This is a genomic window from Lysobacter gummosus, from assembly GCF_001442805.1.
In the GTDB taxonomy this organism is placed as follows: domain Bacteria; phylum Pseudomonadota; class Gammaproteobacteria; order Xanthomonadales; family Xanthomonadaceae; genus Lysobacter; species Lysobacter gummosus.
Map to the genome: position 1 here is coordinate 1,725,793 of NZ_CP011131.1, position 15,838 is coordinate 1,741,630.

The following is a 15,838-nucleotide window of genomic DNA, read 5'->3' on the forward strand; positions in this document are numbered from 1 at the left end:
ACTCCCTGGTCTGCTTTGAATGAATCGTGGCGCCGTGCAGGCCGCATGGTTCGAGCGCACTTGGAACCTGTCGCGTCGCCGCGCCGAGGTTCCCAAGCCATGGTCACGCGCAGCGATCCGCGCAGACGCTGTCCGCAGACGCGACGTGGTCGAGGCCGGATTTGTGACCGGGACGGTGCGGCCGCGCGCGCGGCCGGCGTCCGGGTGGACTACATCGTCTTGAACAAGGCCATGAACGGTTGGCTCACCGTCAGGGTTTCGGGCCGGTCGCGCAGGCGCATCGTGCCCTTGCCGCTGTCGTCGCGGACGATGCCGGCGATGGCCTTGAGGTTGACGATGGTGGAACGGTGGATCTGCTTGAAGCGGCTGCCGTCGAGCACGTCGAGCAGTTCGCGGATCGGCTTGCGCAGCAGCGCTTCGCCGTCGGCGGTGACGACGGTGGTGTATTTGTTGTCGGCGCGGAAATAGGCGACGTCGTCGATCAGGATCAAGCGGGTTTCGCGGCCGGCGCTGGCGGTGATCCAGGTCAGCGCCGGCTTGTCCTCGCGCGCGGACCGGTTGGCGGTCAGGCGCTGGGCCAGTTCGGTCAATGCATCGCGCTCGCTCTGGCCGCGGTTGCGGCGCGCCTGCAGGCGCTGCACGGTGACCGCCAGCCGCTCGGGCGTGACCGGCTTGAGCAGGTAATCGATGGCGCCGTGTTCGAACGCGTCGATCGCATGCTGGTCGTAGGCGGTGACGAATACGATCTGGGTCTGCGGGCTGACATCGACTGCCGCCGCGGCGATATCCAGGCCGGTCAGGCCAGGCATGCGGATGTCGAGGAAGGCGACGTCGGGACAATGTTCGGCGAGCGCTTCCAGCGCTTCGGCGCCGTCCTCGCACTCCGCGACGATGCGCAACTGCGGCCAGGCGACCTGCAGCGCTTCGACCAACGCCCGCCGCAGCAGGGTTTCGTCTTCGGCGACCAGTGCGGTCAAGCCCTGCGCGGTGTTGGCGGAATCAGACACTTTGCGTCTCCGTAACCGGCTGCGCCGGCACGACGATGGTGGCGGCGACGCCGTTGGGGAAGTTGGCCACGATCGACAACTGCGCCTGCGCTCCGTAGACCAGTTGCAGGCGTTCGCGCACGTTGCGCAAGCCGATGCCGGTGCCGGAGTTGAGCACGTTGAATCCCAGGCCGTCGTCGGCGACGGTGATGGCGATGGAATCCTCGTTGCGGCGCGCCAGGATCCACACTGTGCCGCCGCCGGGCTTGGGTTCCAGGCCGTGCTTGATCGCGTTCTCGACCAGGGTCTGCAGCATCATCGGCGGCAGCGCGATGGCGCGCAGTTCGTCGGCCACGTCCAGTTGCAGCTCCAGACGCGGGCCCATGCGCAGCTTGAGGATTTCCAGGTAAGCGCGCGAACGGTCGAGTTCGTCGCCCAGGGTGGACAGCGCGTCTTCGGTGCGCGGCAGCGAGCGGCGCAGGAATTCGATCAGATGGCCCAGCATTTCGTCGGCCAGCGGCGGATCGTTGCGGGTCAGGTACTGCGCGCTGGCCAGGGTGTTGTAGAGAAAATGCGGCTCGACCTGGGCGTGCAGCAGGCTGAGCTTGGCCACGGCGAGTTCTTTCTCGGTCGAGGTGCGCGCGGCGTCGGCGCGTTCGTTGCGGCGGCGCTCGGCGATGCGGCGGTTGACCGCGCGCACGATCGCCTCGGCGTTTTCCAGGTTGGCGCCGTGATCTACGCGGAACCAGTCGCTCCATGCGCCCGATTCGGGCTCGCAGATCAGGGTGATGCGGCTGATTTCGCCGTCGGGCGTGACGGTGGCGAGAATCCGGTTGCGGGTCGTGCTCATCCACCAGTTGTAGAGATTGGCCGTGCCCGGCGCGCTGTGCGATCCGGCCTCGGCGCTCTCGACCTTGGCCCGCACCTGCAGACTGTCGCGGGCGCTTTCGACGTTCTGTGTGCGCGGCAGTTCGCGGATCGCCGCATCGAGCAGGTGGAAGGTTTCTTCATCGTCCAGCGGCACGTCGATCTGGCGGCGCTGGCGGTTGCCGATGGCGTTGGCGTCGATCCGCCCGCTGATCAGGCGCACCCGGCGCAGGTGCGAGAACGCGGTGATCACCACGATGATGGTCACCACGGTCGCGATCAGGAACAGCGGCCCGGTGTCCTGGTGCTGCAGCACCGGCATGGCCTGGGCGAGCAGCGCCAGCATCACGAACAGGCCGAACCATGCGGCGGCGAGACGTGCGACGAAGAACAGGCTGCGAATCACGTAGGGGTCCGGGGCGTGTGGCTTGCTACGCAGCATAGTGATCCCTCGCGCCAGGGGAAGCCGGGGCGCGACGAAATCGGGCCGGGCGCGATGAAACCGGGATGCGGGGGAGCGAAATCGGGGCCTAAGACGCCCATCGGCGAGGCGCGGGCGCTCGGGGTTGCTCGATTCGATCCGGTCGGGCCCGGTAGCGCGGGCCCAACCGGACCCGCGGAGTGCGCCGGTACGACGGCAAGTCGCCCGAGACCGCACCGGCTCAGCTGTTGGCGCCGGCCTTCTTCGAACGCTTCATCCGATACATCGCCTGATCGGCCTTTTCCAGCAGCACGCCCAGGTCTTCGCCGTCGTCGGGATAGACCGCGCAGCCGATGCTGGCGTCCAGCGTGATCGGACGGTCCTCGAATTCGAACGCGAAGCGCAGCGATTGCGCGATCCGCTGCATCTGCGCGGCGACGCCCTCGCGGTGTTCGACCCGCGGCAGGATCACCGCGAACTCGTCGCCGCCGATGCGCGCGACCGTGTCGCCGGCGCGCGCGCTCTGCTTCATGCGCTCGGCGAATTCGCGGATGGCGGCGTCGCCGGCGCGATGGCCCATGTGATCGTTGACCGGCTTGAGCCCGTCCATGTCGAGATTGAGGATGCCGATGCGGCGCGATTCGCGATGCGCCTGGGCCAGGTTGTGGCGCAGGCGGTCGTAGAACAGCGCGCGGTTGGGCAGGCCGGTCAGTGCGTCGTGGGTGGCCTGGTAGAACAGCTCGTTGGTTTCGTATTTGGCGGCGTGGTACATCGCCGCGGCGATCAGCCCCGACATCAGGTCGAGCAGGCGCAGGTCGTCGTCGTTGAACGCGTTCGGCGTGCGCGCCATCACCTTGAGCACGCCGACCACTGACTCGTTGTGCTTGAGCGGAACCACGATCATCGAACGCAGGCCGACCGCGCGACAGGCGTCGAGGTCGACCCGCGGATCGGTTTCCGAATCCTCGCAGCGCAGCGGCGCGCCGTCGCGGACGCAATGCCCGGACAGGCTGGCGTCGCGGCGCAGGCGCATGCCCAGGCTGGGCTCGGCGATGCCGGAGGCGGCGCGATAGACCATCTCGTCGCCTTCGGCCAACTCGACCACCGCGCCGACCGCGCCGGTCAGCGTCTGCGCGCGCGTGGCGACCAGGTCCATCACATCGCCCAGGTCCAGCCCGAGCTTGGCGATCTCGGTCTGGGTCTGGATCACTTTGAGCAAGCGTTCGGAGAACGCCTGCAGTTGTGGTTCCTGCATGTTCATTCCAATCACCCCCCGGCGACGGCGGCAGTATATAGCCCGCCACGTGAGCGCCAGCGCGGCGCGGTCCGCATTCAGGCTGAACCGCGCCGTGCACGGCCGGGGCGCGCCGGATCAGGCCGGCCAGTGCACGTGGCACGGCCGCACTTCGATGCCGCCGCCGAAATAGCGGCCCAGGTGCGCGCCGGGATGCAGCTTGGCGATCTTGATCGCCTGTTCGATGTCGTCGGCATCGACCACGAAGTAGGCGCCCCAGGGTTCGGACGTGTCGGCATAGGCGCCGCGGGCGACGGTGGGGCCGTTCTCGCCCGGACGGATCACCGCGTAATCGGCCGGCGCGGCGACCGAGCAGATCACATCGGCGTGGCCGCTTGCCTGCAATTGCCGGTCGCGCGGCGCGCAGATGGCGGCGACCGCCTGGAAATCCTCCGGCGTGCAGGCGGCGAACTTGGCTTGGTCGTAGTGGCACAGGCAGATGAATTTCATGACGGCTCCGGAATCGAGGTGGATGAAGACGGGTTCTTGCCTATACGACGAACCACGACGGCCTGAATCGACATCGATGGCGCCGGTTGGCTGCGCGATCGTCTCGACGCCCGTCGGGGCGGCGACTAAGCTCGGCGGCTTGAGCCCGAACGATGCGGTCATGGACAGAGAACACGAGGCGTACCGGGAGATGTTTACCGGCGTGGTGAACCAGGGCGATGTGTTCTGGCTGCCCGCCGACCCGTCCAAGGGCTCGCTGCCGGGCGTCGCCCATCCCCACGTCGTGGTTCAGGACGATCTGTTCAATCATTCCCGGATCAGCACCGTGGTGGTGTGCGCGTTGACCTCCAACCTGGGCCGTGCGAGCGAACCGGGCAACGTGTTGCTCGATGCGGGCGAGGGCGATCTGGCCCGGCAGAGCGTCGTGGTGGTGTCGCAGGTGGCGTCGATCTACAAGCATCGCCTGGGCGAACGGATCGGCTCGCTGTCGGCGCAACGTGTCGCGCAGATTCTGGCCGGGATGCGTTTTTTGCAAGCATCGTTCTTTCGCCTGCGATGAGCGATTGCGCGCGGAGTCGCCGGCCCTGCGCGCATCGAATACACATCGCACTTTCGGCCTCGGGCCAGGGACTACGGATACCGCATGAAACTATGGAAGAAGATCGCGATCGCGACGGCAATGGTCATAGGCGTCTCGTTCCTGGTGCCCGACTTCACGGAGGAATCCGCGCAAGCCGATGAGAACGTGGTCGCGCTCAAGTTGAACCGATCCGGCGATCGTCTGTTGCTGCGGACCGTGCGGCAGGATTACGAGTTCGCCCTGCCGGCCAATCGTCTGAACGATCTTCAGCCGCCGCTGCTGTCGGCGCAGCGCGAGGCCTTGCTCGGCCTGGGCAACCTCAGCCTGGGCGTGCTGCGGGTCGAGCCCGCGGGCGTCACCGGATCGTTGCAGATCAGGATCGGAGGTTACGATCCCAGCCTGCAGGAGACCAAGACCGTCCTGTCCGAAGACGACCGGCACGCACTGGCCGAGTTGGGCTTCAAGCCGTCGAACGGCAACATGGTCGGCGATATCGAGCCGTCGTTGTACATGGCCTGGCGCGCGGATCTGCGCGGACGTAAGCGGCCGGCGGCGCAAGCGCAGAATCGGGACCAGGTGTTCGCCGGCGCCGATCTCACCTCGCTGGCGCCATCGCAGGTGCGCGTGGTGGAGGCGATCGACGAAGAAACCCTGGCGCGCAATCGCAGGCTCAACCAGATATTCCGGCCGCTGACGATGGTGCGCGAAGCGGTCACGGTGATCGTGATCGTGCCGTTCCTGCTGCTCACCGGTTTCACACCGGGCAGATGATGGTGCGGCGGCTTGTAGGCCGTCGCGCGCAGCGACTAAGCTTCGACACCAATATCAACGCGCGATCCGTCGGCCATCATTCGGCGATCGCACAGGGCCAACAGGAGGGCCGTTGCCTATGGACCGTCGCCGATTCTTCGCCTTGGGTGGATTGGCGGCCACGATGCCGCTGTTGGCGCACATCGCCGACGCGAGCGCCGCGACCGGGCCGGAGCCGTTCAAGCGCGTGGACTTCAGCGCCGACGGCCTGGCCCTGAGCCCGGGCGAATACGCGTCCTTGCTGCAGCAGACCGTCGCCGGCAAATCGTTGGTGCCCGACTACTACAGCAATGGCGGCGTGGTCGAGGAGATCGAACGCCGCTTCGCGCGCTTGCTCGGCAAGGAGGCGGCGCTGTTCGTGCCGACCGGAACCTTGGCCAATCAACTCGCGATCCGCAAACTCGCCGGCGACCGCCGCCGCGTGCTGGTGCAGGCCGAGAGCCATCTCTACAACGACAGCGGCGACGGCGCGGAAATCCTCGGCGGGCTGAATCTGATTCCGCTCGCGCCCGGCCACGCCGACCTCAAACTGGCCGAAGTGCGGCAATGGGTGGAGCGTTCGGCCGGCGGCCGCGTGCCGATGAAGATCGGTGCGATCTCCATCGAAAACCCGGTCAGGCGCTGCAACCACCAGATGGCCGACTTCGCCGAGCTGCAACGCATCAGCGCGTACGCGCGCGAGCAGGGGATCGGCCTGCACCTGGATGGCGCGCGCTTGTTCAATCTGCCGCTGCATTCGGGCAAGAGCGTGCTGGAACACACTGCCTTGTTCGACACGGTTTACGTATCGCTGTGGAAGCACTTCAACGCCGCATCCGGCGCAATCCTGGCCGGCGATGCCAAGTTCATCGACGGCCTGTACCACGTGCGCCGCATGTTCGGCGGCTCGCTGCCGCAGGCCTGGCCGCAGGTGGCGTTGGTGTCGCGTTACGCCGAGGGCTTTCAGGATGAGTACGCCAAGGCCTGGCGCGCCGCCGAAGAAATGATCGCGCTGTTGCGGGCCGATCCGCGATTCAAGATAGAACGCATCCCCGGCGGCACCTGCCGCTTCTTCATGACCGTCAGCGGTATCGCGCCGGAAGCGTTCGCCGAGCGCGCCGCCAAGCGCGGGGTGATCGTGTCCCACGCGGTGCCCGGTACCGGCACCATGCCTTTGCAGGTCAATCCGACCTTGTTGCGGATCGCGCCGGCGGCGTTGGCCAAAGTGCTGCGGGAGTCCGCCAGCGGTTGACGCACGGGCTCAGCAAGGCCGCGAAGCCGAAAAACAAAAGGCCCCGCATAAGCGGGGCCTTTGTCTATTCGAACCTGTCCGCCGGGCTTACGCCTCGGCCTCCTCTTCCCTGTACGCATCGATCGGAATGCACGCGCACATGACGTTCTTGTCGCCGTAGACGTTGTCCACGCGCGATACCGGCGGCCAGTACTTCTGCAGCTTCAGCGACGGCAGCGGGAACGCGGCCAGTTCGCGCGGGTAGGCGTGGGCCCACTCGCTCGCGGTGACTTGCGTGGCGGTGTGCGGGGCGTGCTTGAGCGGGTTGTCCTCGCGGTCCAGGCGGCCGTCTTCGACCGCGCGGATTTCGTCGCGGATCTGGATCATCGCGTCGATGAAGCGGTCCAGTTCGTGCTGCGATTCGCTCTCGGTCGGCTCGACCATCAAGGTGCCGGCGACCGGGAAGCTCAGGGTCGGGGCGTGGAAGCCGAAGTCGATCAGGCGCTTGGCGACGTCCTCGGCGCTGATGCCGGTGGCGTCCTTGATCGGGCGCAGGTCGAGGATGCACTCGTGCGCGACCAGTCCGTTGCGGCCGGTGTACAGCGTCTCGTAATGCGGCGCCAGGCGCGTGGCGATGTAGTTGGCGTTGAGCAGCGCGACCTGGGTGGCCTTGCGCAGGCCCGCGGTGCCCATCAGGGTGATGTACATCCACGAGATCGGCAGGATGCTGGCAGAGCCGAAGCTCGCCGCGCTGACCATGCCGACCACGCCTTCGCCATCCACCGTGTTGGGCAGGAACGGCGCGAGGTGCGACTTCACCGCGCACGGGCCGACGCCCGGGCCGCCGCCGCCGTGCGGAATGCAGAAGGTCTTGTGCAGGTTGAGGTGCGACACGTCCGAGCCCCACTTGCCGGGCTTGGCCACGCCGACCAGGGCGTTCATGTTGGCGCCGTCGGTGTACACCTGACCGCCGTGCTTGTGGATGATCTCGCAGATCTCGACCACCTCTTCCTCGAACACGCCGTGCGTGGACGGGTAGGTCATCATGATCGCGGCCAGGCGGTCGCTGTACTTCTCGGCGTTGCGGCGGATGTCTTCGACATCGACGTTGCCGTTGCTGTCGGTCTTGGTCACGACCACGGTCATGCCGCACATCTGCGCCGAGGCCGGGTTGGTGCCGTGCGCCGAATCGGGGATCAGGCAGATGTCGCGATGGCCCTCGCCGCGCGAGCGGTGATAGGCGCGGATCGCCAGCAGGCCGGCGTATTCGCCCTGCGCGCCGGAGTTGGGCTGCAGGCTGACCGCGTCGTAGCCGGTGCATTCCACCAGCATCGCTTCGAGCTCATCGATCAGCTGCTTGTAGCCGGTGGTCTGTTCGGCCGGGGCGAGCGGATGGATGTTGCCGAACTCCGGCCAGGTCACCGGGATCATCTCGGCGGTGGCGTTGAGTTTCATCGTGCACGAGCCCAGCGGGATCATCGTGCGGTCCATCGCCAGATCTTTGTCGGCCAGCGAGCGCATGTAGCGCAGCAGTTCGTGTTCGCTGTGGTGGGTGTTGAACACCGGGTGCTGCAGGAACGAGGACTTGCGCACCAGCGACGCCGGAATGGCATCGGCGGTGGAGGCGTCGAGCGCGTCGATGTCGAGCGTGGCGCCGAACAGGCCGGCCAGCGCGGTCAGATCGTCGCGGTTGACGGTTTCGTCCAGGCTCAGGCCGACGCTGCCCGCGTCGATCGCGCGCAGGTTGATCGAGGCGGCGCTGGCCTTGGCGTGGATCGCCTTGGCATCGACGCCGCTGATGTGCAGGGTGTCGAAGAAACCGTTCGCGACTTGCACGCCGGCCTTGCGCAGCGCGGCGGCGAGGATCGCGGCCTGGCGGTGGATGCGGCGGGCGATGCGGGTCAGGCCGTCGGGGCCGTGGTAGACCGCGTACATGCTGGCCATGACCGCCAGCAGCACCTGCGCGGTGCAGATGTTGGAGGTGGCCTTCTCGCGGCGGATGTGCTGCTCGCGGGTCTGCAGGGTCAGGCGGTAGGCTGGCTTGCCGTCGGTGTCGACCGACACGCCGATCAGGCGGCCCGGCATCGAGCGCTTGTACGCATCGCGGCAGGCCATGAAGCCGGCGTGCGGGCCGCCGAAGCCGAACGGCACGCCGAAGCGCTGGGTGTTGCCGACCACGATGTCGGCGCCGAATTCGCCCGGCGCCTTGAGCAGGGTCAGCGCGAGCAGATCGCTGGCGATCGCGACGATGCCGCCGCGCGCGTGCACCGCGTCGGACACGGCCTGGTAGTCGTGCACGCCGCCGAAGGTGTCCGGGTATTGCAGCAGCACGCCGTAGGCTTCGACCTTGAGCGCGTCGGCGTCGTCGCCGATGTGCAGCTCGATGTCGAGCGGCTCGGCGCGCGTGCGCAGCACTTCCAGGGTCTGCGGATGGATGTTCTTGGAGACGAAGAAGGTGTTGGACTTCGACTTGGCCGAACGCTTGGCCAGGGTCATCGCTTCGGCCGCGGCGGTGCCTTCGTCCAGCAGCGAGGCGTTGGCGATCTCCATCCCGGTCAGGTCGGCGATCATGGTCTGGAAGTTGATCAGCGCTTCCATGCGGCCCTGCGAGATTTCCGCCTGGTACGGCGTGTAGGCCGTGTACCACGCCGGGTTCTCCAGGATGTTGCGCAGGATGACGTTCGGGGTGTGGGTGCCGTAGTAGCCGCGGCCGATGAAGCTGCGGAACACCTGGTTCCGGGTGGCGATGGCGCGGATCTTGGCGAGCGCTTCGACTTCGCTGATCGCCGCCGGCAGGGCCAGCGGCTGGGTCGATTTGATCGAACCGGGGACGATGGCGTCGGTCAGCGCTTCGAGCGAGTCGTAGCCGACCTTGCCCAGCATGTGGCCGATCTCGGCGTCGTTGGGGCCGATGTGGCGCTCGATGAAAGCGTCGTGGTGCTCGAGAGCGCGCAGGGATACGTTCGTCATGGGCAGGGGGCGTCCTAAGGCAACGTGCGGTGCCGCACGCGAGGCGCCCCTCTGTCCTTTTGCCTGAGAGTTTGGAAGCGTGCTGCGGTCAGGCAGCCTGGGGAGGGGAGGGCCGTGGGGCCGCACCTGTCCGCGCTCGCTTCGTGCCCCTTCGGCGCCGGTTCCGTCCGGTTGTTGCCTGGGCGGTCGGTCTCTCCAGAGTTTTGTACACGCGGCGGTATGGGGCCTGAGCGATTACGGGCGTTGCGCCTTCGGCAGCGGGCTCTGGCTTGAGGGCCGGGCCGCTTCTCCCACCGGGTGTTTCAAGCCCGGGATTATAGCGGTTGATGGGGCGGGAGGGGACGGGGTGGGGCTGTTCAGGTGATGGGAAGGGTTAGCGGCGGTCGGGTTGGGGAGGGCCTGAAACGGCCCTGCCAAGTCCGCGAGCAGCCCGCCAAGTCCGAGCGCAGCCCACCTCAAGCCCGTCATTCCCGCGAACGCGGGAATCCAGTGTCTTTCGGCCGGGGTAGCCCCAACCTCACATGTGCGGACGTCAAAGTCGCTGGATTCCCGCGTTCGCGGGAATGACGGCTTTGTAGCGACGTGGACTCGGCCGTGACTTGCGTTGTGCCTGCAGCCCGGCAGCCGCGCGACTGGCGACAACCGACACATAGAAACAACTTCGCAACCCGATCGCGCATGCCCGCGGCGTTATGCTGTCGGCCCCCTCAGCCCACAACGGATGCCCGCATGAGCGCCCGGCCGTTCCAGCTATTGCAACTCGACCACGTGGTGCTGCGCGTGCGCGACACCGCGGCGATGATCGCCTTCTATTGCGACGTCCTGGGCTGCAGCGTCGAGCGGCGCCAGGACGCCATCGGCCTGGTGCAGTTGCGCGCCGGTTCCTCGCTGATCGACCTGGTCGATGTCGAAGGCAAGATCGGCCGCATGGGCGGAGCCGCGCCCGGCGAGCAGGCGCGCAACATGGATCATCTGTGCCTGCGCGCCGAACCTTTCGATCGCGACGCCATCGTCGAGCATTTGCAGGCCCACGGCGTGCGCATCGGCGACTTCGGCTCGCGCTACGGCGCCGAGGGCGAAGGCCCGTCGCAGTATTTGTTCGATCCGGAAGGCAATCTGGTCGAACTCAAGGGGCCGCCGGACCAGGTGCCGATCGACACCCACGCCCCCAACGCAGCGACCTGATGAGCCCCGACGCCGGAACCTCCGTAAAAGCCCCGTCGCTGCGCCGGCTGACCTTGTTGCTCGGCGGCCTGGCCATGTTCGGGCCGTTCTCGATCGACACCATCTTCCCGGCGTTCGCGGTAATGGGCACCGAGTTGAACGCCGACAAGCTGCAGATGCAGCAGACCATCAGCGTCTATCTGGCCGCGTATGCGCTGATGAGCATCGTGCACGGGCCGCTGTCGGATGCGATCGGGCGGCGCAAGGTGATCATCGGCGGATTGACGGTGTTCACCCTGGCGTCGGCGGCTTGCGCCTTGTCCACGGATCTGCCTACTTTGCTTTTTTGTCGCGCGATCCAGGGGCTTTCGGCGGGTGTCGGCCTGATCGTCGGCCGCGCGGTGATCCGCGACCTGCTGCACGGCGACGATGCGCAACGGTTGATGAGCCAGGTGATGATGGTGTTCGGCATCGCTCCGGCGATCGCGCCGATCATCGGCGAATGGATTCTGGGCCGGGCGCATTGGCCGGCGATCTTCTGGTTCCTGGTCGCCTTCTCGGTGCTGCTGCTGGCCTCGGTGATCTTTCTTCTGCCGGAAACCCATCCGCCGCAGGCGCGGCTGGCGCTCAAGCCCAAGCGTCTGTTGCGCGACTATGTCGCGATCTTCCTCAATCCGCGGTTCCAGCGCCTGACCGCGGTCGGCGCCTTCAATTTCGGCGCATTGTTCCTGTACATCGCCTCGGCGCCGGCGTTCGTATACGACCTGCTCAAGGTGGAGTCGCTGGCGTGGTTCTTCGTGCCGACCATCGGCGGCATGGTGCTGGGCTCGTTCGTATCCGGGCGCGCGGCCGGCAAGATCAGCGGCGACCGCCTGGTCAACTTCGGCTTCGGTTTCTGCGCGCTCGCGCTGGCGATCAACCTGGGCTACAACCTGTGGACCGATACGCCGCAGGTGCCGTGGGCGGTGATCCCGATGTGCATCGGCGCGTTCGGCATCGCCCTGGTGTTCCCGATCGTGACTCTGTCGATCCTGGACATGTACCCGCACCAGCGTGGCTCGGCCTCGTCGCTGCAGGCCTTCGCCGGGTTGGTGGTCAATGCGCTGATGGCCGGGGCGATCTCGCCTTTGCTCAGCGACAGCGTGTTGCATCTGGCGATCGCCGCTTCGGTGTTGACCGCGGTGGCCTGGGGATTCTGGCGTCGGGAGGCTTGGGTGTCCAAGGCGGCCTGCGCGCGTATTCCGGAGGATGCGGTGGTGGTGGAGCCGCAGGATTCGATTTAAGAGGTTGTCTGATGTGGCGCGAGGAAATTCGCCCCACTGCAGGCGAAGAAATTTGCCTCCTTTGAAAAAGGGGGCGGCGCGCTGCGTCGTACGAAGTGCGAGGTGGATCGGCCGCGCGGGGGATTTGCTATTTGCTTTTTGCTTTGCGCTGGGAGCGAAGGAAGAGCAAAAGCGAATCCCCCCCTAACCCCCCTTTTTCAAAGGGGGGAACAGCTTGGGGGGGGGCGACGGGGTGGGGAGGATCAGATCAATCCCGGATCGGTGATGCCATGCTCACCGGTCTCCAAGCGCCCCGCTACCCGGCGGTAATACTCTGGATCGTTCGCATCGGTCAGCACGAAGTCGTACCACTGCTGGCTTTCGTCCAGCTTGATCGCGCGATAACGCAACGCGCCGGCACCCAGCCGCTCCAGGCGCGATTCGTACAAGCCGTACTGATCCGTAATATCCAGCCGCAGCGGCTTGCGATGCGGGTTGCGCAACGCCAGGATCAGCTTGCGACGGCGCAGGCGCAGGTCGGGCACGGTAGTCACGCTCGGGTTGACGCCATGCAATGAGCCGCGGAATTCGCGGTAGAAACCGTTCGGCGCGAACACCTTCAAAGCGTAGGCGCGGGCGCCGTGGGTCTTGAGCGACCACTCGCCGTGCAGCGACTTGCCCGGCTCGACCGTGTAGCGGCGCGGGATCGCATTGGGATCGAGCAAGTCGTAAACATGGAACACCACCGCGACCCGGCCGCTGTTGGCGAAGCTCAGGCGCAGGCGGCGGTTGTCGCGGTCCACGCGCTCGCCGACGTGCAAGTCGTACGGCAATGCGCGCGAAGGCTTGATTCCGCGCTCCTGCTGCGGCGCGCCGGATACCGCCGGCGGCTTCGGCGCGGGCAGGCGGCTTTGTTCGGCGACGATGCGATCGGCGTCGCTGGTGTCGGGCAGGCTCGGGATCGGTTCGTGATTGGGATCGAAGAAGTTGAACGCGGTGGTGAGATCGCCGCAGACCGCGCGGCGCCACGCGCTGATGTTCGGCTCGACCACGCCGAAGCGTTTTTCCAGGAAGCGGATCACCGAGGTGTGATCGAACACCTGCGAGTTGATCCAGCCGCCGCGGCTCCACGGCGAGATCACGTACATCGGCACGCGCGGGCCCAGGCCGTAGGGACGGTTGTAGTAGATCGCCGGATCGCTGGAGGTGCCGTGCGAAGGGCCGCTGCGCGCGGTGTGATGTTCGCCGCGCAGATCGACCGTGGAGCCGCCGATCTGCGCATTGTTCGCGTCCAGCGACGGCGGCGCCGGCGGCGGCATGTGGTCGAAGAAGCCGTCGTTCTCGTCGAAGTTGACGATCAGCACCGTGCTCGCCCAAACGTCCGGATCGGCGGTGAGCGCATCGAGCACGCGCGCGGTGTAGTCCGCGCCCCAGATCGGCGCCGACGGGCCGGGATGCTCGGAGTACTTGGCCGGCGCGACCAGCCACGACACCTGCGGCAACTGGCCGCTGCGCACGTCCGCGGCCAAATCTTCCAGGGTCCAGGTTTTCAGGGCTTTCTCCGCCAAACCCGAACCCGGCAGCGCGGCGCGGAACTGGCGGAAACCTTCCAGCGGGTTGTCGGAAAAGTTGTCGTCCATGTCCTGATACAGCTTCCAGCTCACGCCCGCCTGTTCCAGGCGCTCGGGATAGGTGGTCCAGAAATAGCCTTCGCTGGCCGGGCCGGAATCGTCGAAGGTGTTGACGATGGCGGGGCCGCCGCGATCGGCGGCCGGGTTGTTGGTGCCGGTCCACAGGAACAGGCGATTGGGATTGGTGCCGGTCTGCTGCGAGCAGTGGTAGGCGTCGCACAGGGTGAAGGCGTTGGCGAGCGCGTACTGGAACGGGATGTCGGCTTGTTGATAGTGGCCGAGCGAGCGTTCGGTCTTGGCCGGCAGCCATTTGTCCATCAGGCCGTTGTTCCAGGCCGCCTGCGCGTCGGGCCAGGTGTGCGGGGTGCCGCCGATGCGCTGCGCGCTCGTGGTCTTGGTGTCGATGTGATACGGCTGGATTTCGCGGCCTTGCGCGGTGGCCTGCTGCCACACCGGCTTGCCGCTGGGCAGCGGAATCGGGAAGCGATCGCCGAAGCCGCGCACGCCGCGCATCGCGCCGAAGTAATGATCGAACGAGCGGTTCTCCTGCATCAGGATCACCACGTGCTTGACGTCGCGGATGGTGCCGGTGACGCGCGCGGCGGGGATCGCGAGCGCTTTCTGGATGGCGGGCGGGAACAGGTTCAGGGCCACGCCGGCGGCGGTGGCGCCGGCGGCGCCGCGCAGGAAATCGCGGCGCTGGGTGTCGCGCGGGGAGTCGGGCTGGTCGGTCATAAATATCCGGGCAAAAGCGGCTGGGGGAGCGGCGGGCGACCGCTGCCGCAGCGTGCTGCGCGCAGATGGCATCGCGGTTACCGCTTGTAGACCCGTGCGCGGACTTGTGCGCTAGCTCGCGGAACCCTGCGATCTTTGTCGCAAGCGCAGCAGCAGATGAACAGGCAAACCCGCCGCGACCAGCAGCGCGCCCCACAGCAAAGCCTCCGCGCCGATGCCGGCCAGCGCGTAGACGCTGAATGCCAGCGCGAAGGCGGCGACGATGCGGCTGCGGCCTTCGCCGCGCCACAGCCAGGCCGCGCTGCCGGCGACATAAGGCAACAAGGTCGCCGCGGTCGACAGCAGGATCGAGAACACGAACACCTGCACCAGCGAGCGGCTGAAATTCGCCAGCACCAGGATCGAGGCCAGCGCGCTGCCGATCAACACGCCCAGCCACGGCGTGCCGCGACGGTCGACGCGGGCGAAGAACGCCGGGAACACCCGGTCGCGCGCGGCCGCCAGCGGTAACTGCCCCGACAGCAGTGTCCAGCCGTTGAGCGCGCCCAGGCACGACACCGCCGACACCGCCGCCAACGCCAGGCCCGCGCCCGGTCCCCATAACATGCTGGCCGCGTCGGCCATCGGCGATTGCGATTGCTTGAGGCTGTCGGCCGGCAACAGACCGACCACCACGCTGCAGGCCAGCACGGTGGCGATGCCGGCCAGCAAGGTTCCGAACACGGTCGCGCGCGGCACGTTGCGTTCGGGATCGCGGATCGAACCGGCCGGCACCGTGGCCGCTTCCAGGCCCAGCAGGGCCCATAGCGTCAAGGCCGCGGTCGCGTGCGCGGCCTGCGGCAGCGATTGCCCGCTGGGATTGAACGGGCGGAACGCGTGCGCGCCGTCCAGCCACCACAGCGCGACCGCGCCGAACAACAGCAACGGCAGCAGCTTCAAGGCGGTGGTGACGATCTGCACGCGGCCGGCTTCGCGCACGCCGAGCAGATTGATCGCGGTGCACAGCCACAACGCGGCCAGCGCGCACGCGGCCGCGCGCGCCGGCGTCGCGGTCAGCGCCGGCACCAGCGCGCCGATGCTGCCGGCGAAGGCGACCGCGATGGCGGCGTTGGCGCACCACAGCGAAATCCAGTAACTCCAGGCGATGACGAATCCGACCGTGTCGCCGAAGGCGCGATGCGCGTAGGTGTAGGGGCCGCCGCTCTGCGGCCAGCGCATGGCCATGCGGGCGAAGGTGAAGGCCAGCAGCAGCGCGCCGCACAAGGTGATGGCCCAGCCGACCAGACTGGCGCCGCCGTAGGGCGCCAAGGCCGCGGGCAGCAGGAACACGCCGCTGCCGATCATGTTGCCGACCACCAGCGCGATCGCCGCCCACAGTCCCAGGGGGCGGCGCTGCACGGCATCGGACAAAGGATTTTCCACCGGCGACGGTTCTGCCGAGCCGCCGGCGCTCATCGT

12 protein-coding genes and 1 riboswitch are annotated in these 15,838 nt (G+C 67.2%); of the genes, 5 read left to right on the plus strand and 7 right to left on the minus strand.

The genetic code is table 11. The features are described 5' to 3' along the window. Positions 1–209: 209 nt before the first annotated feature. The 4 genes from LG3211_RS07110 to LG3211_RS07125 form a co-directional block, all read right to left on the minus strand. Positions 210–977 (minus strand): LytR/AlgR family response regulator transcription factor, encoded by a 768-nt coding sequence (locus LG3211_RS07110; RefSeq protein ID WP_057945335.1) that lies wholly within the window; start codon positions 975–977, stop codon positions 210–212. A 22-nt stretch (positions 978–999) separates the two neighbouring features. After that, complete coding sequence (locus tag LG3211_RS07115) at positions 1,000–2,295, minus strand: sensor histidine kinase (RefSeq protein ID WP_057942217.1); 1,296 nt, start codon at positions 2,293–2,295, stop codon at positions 1,000–1,002. Between the two features lie 220 nt (positions 2,296–2,515). Beyond that, positions 2,516–3,529 (minus strand): sensor domain-containing diguanylate cyclase, encoded by a 1,014-nt coding sequence (locus LG3211_RS07120; protein WP_222837582.1) that lies wholly within the window; start codon positions 3,527–3,529, stop codon positions 2,516–2,518. A gap of 117 nt (positions 3,530–3,646) precedes the next feature. Beyond that, on the minus strand, positions 3,647–4,018 hold the full coding sequence (locus tag LG3211_RS07125) for a YciI family protein (protein WP_057942219.1): 372 nt from the start codon (positions 4,016–4,018) through the stop codon (positions 3,647–3,649). Between the two features lie 22 nt (positions 4,019–4,040). On the opposite strand from LG3211_RS07125, the gene LG3211_RS07130 reads away from it, so the two are divergent. The 3 genes from LG3211_RS07130 to LG3211_RS07140 all read left to right on the plus strand — a co-directional run bounded on the left by LG3211_RS07130 (position 4,041) and on the right by LG3211_RS07140 (position 6,639). Beyond that, on the plus strand, positions 4,041–4,577 hold the full coding sequence (locus LG3211_RS07130; RefSeq protein ID WP_222837583.1) for a type II toxin-antitoxin system PemK/MazF family toxin: 537 nt from the start codon (positions 4,041–4,043) through the stop codon (positions 4,575–4,577). Between the two features lie 84 nt (positions 4,578–4,661). Next, entirely contained in the window at positions 4,662–5,369 is a 708-nt protein-coding gene (locus LG3211_RS07135; protein ID WP_057942220.1) for a hypothetical protein, read from the plus strand. Between the two features lie 118 nt (positions 5,370–5,487). After that, a complete protein-coding gene (locus LG3211_RS07140) occupies positions 5,488–6,639 on the plus strand; it encodes a threonine aldolase family protein (protein ID WP_057942221.1) in 1,152 nt (383 codons plus the stop codon). Positions 6,640–6,726: 87 nt separating this feature from the next. Here LG3211_RS07140 and gcvP read toward each other — a convergent pair whose 3' ends face one another. Next, positions 6,727–9,588 (minus strand): aminomethyl-transferring glycine dehydrogenase, encoded by a 2,862-nt coding sequence (gene gcvP, locus LG3211_RS07145; protein ID WP_057942222.1) that lies wholly within the window; start codon positions 9,586–9,588, stop codon positions 6,727–6,729. 205 nt (positions 9,589–9,793) lie between these two features. Further along, a riboswitch (glycine riboswitch) is annotated at positions 9,794–9,891 on the minus strand. Positions 9,892–10,317: 426 nt separating this feature from the next. On the opposite strand from gcvP, the gene LG3211_RS07150 reads away from it, so the two are divergent. Next, positions 10,318–10,773, plus strand: coding sequence for a VOC family protein (locus tag LG3211_RS07150; RefSeq protein ID WP_057942223.1), 456 nt, complete (start codon positions 10,318–10,320; stop codon positions 10,771–10,773). Next, positions 10,773–12,035 (plus strand): multidrug effflux MFS transporter, encoded by a 1,263-nt coding sequence (locus LG3211_RS07155; protein ID WP_057942224.1) that lies wholly within the window; start codon positions 10,773–10,775, stop codon positions 12,033–12,035. Before LG3211_RS07150 ends, LG3211_RS07155 begins: the two co-directional genes overlap by 1 nt. 242 nt (positions 12,036–12,277) lie before the next feature. Here the strand turns inward: LG3211_RS07155 and LG3211_RS07160 are convergent, their stop codons facing one another. Both LG3211_RS07160 and LG3211_RS07165 read right to left on the minus strand, forming a co-directional pair. Next, the gene (locus tag LG3211_RS07160) at positions 12,278–14,380 is read right to left on the minus strand and encodes a phosphocholine-specific phospholipase C (RefSeq protein ID WP_057942225.1); all 2,103 of its coding nucleotides are present in this window, start codon (positions 14,378–14,380) and stop codon (positions 12,278–12,280) included. A 111-nt stretch (positions 14,381–14,491) separates the two neighbouring features. Continuing rightward, positions 14,492–15,835: an amino acid permease gene (locus tag LG3211_RS07165; RefSeq protein ID WP_083512367.1), complete on the minus strand. Its 1,344-nt coding sequence runs from the start codon at positions 15,833–15,835 to the stop codon at positions 14,492–14,494. Positions 15,836–15,838: the final 3 nt, after the last annotated feature.

Bases quoted from the DNA above. Each gene is read 5' to 3' on its own strand.
- LG3211_RS07150 (WP_057942223.1), top strand. From the start codon at position 10,318: ATGAGCGCCCGGCCGTTCCAGCTATTGCAACTCGACCACGTGGTGCTG.
- LG3211_RS07140 (WP_057942221.1), top strand. From the start codon at position 5,488: ATGGACCGTCGCCGATTCTTCGCCTTGGGTGGATTGGCGGCCACGATG.
- LG3211_RS07165 (WP_083512367.1), bottom strand. From the start codon at position 15,835: ATGAGCGCCGGCGGCTCGGCAGAACCGTCGCCGGTGGAAAATCCTTTG.
- LG3211_RS07130 (WP_222837583.1), top strand. From the start codon at position 4,041: ATGAAGACGGGTTCTTGCCTATACGACGAACCACGACGGCCTGAATCG.
- LG3211_RS07120 (WP_222837582.1), bottom strand. From the start codon at position 3,529: ATGCAGGAACCACAACTGCAGGCGTTCTCCGAACGCTTGCTCAAAGTG.
- LG3211_RS07135 (WP_057942220.1), top strand. From the start codon at position 4,662: ATGAAACTATGGAAGAAGATCGCGATCGCGACGGCAATGGTCATAGGC.
- LG3211_RS07115 (WP_057942217.1), bottom strand. From the start codon at position 2,295: ATGCTGCGTAGCAAGCCACACGCCCCGGACCCCTACGTGATTCGCAGC.
- LG3211_RS07160 (WP_057942225.1), bottom strand. From the start codon at position 14,380: ATGACCGACCAGCCCGACTCCCCGCGCGACACCCAGCGCCGCGATTTC.
- gcvP (WP_057942222.1), bottom strand. From the start codon at position 9,588: ATGACGAACGTATCCCTGCGCGCTCTCGAGCACCACGACGCTTTCATC.
- LG3211_RS07155 (WP_057942224.1), top strand. From the start codon at position 10,773: ATGAGCCCCGACGCCGGAACCTCCGTAAAAGCCCCGTCGCTGCGCCGG.
- LG3211_RS07125 (WP_057942219.1), bottom strand. From the start codon at position 4,018: ATGAAATTCATCTGCCTGTGCCACTACGACCAAGCCAAGTTCGCCGCC.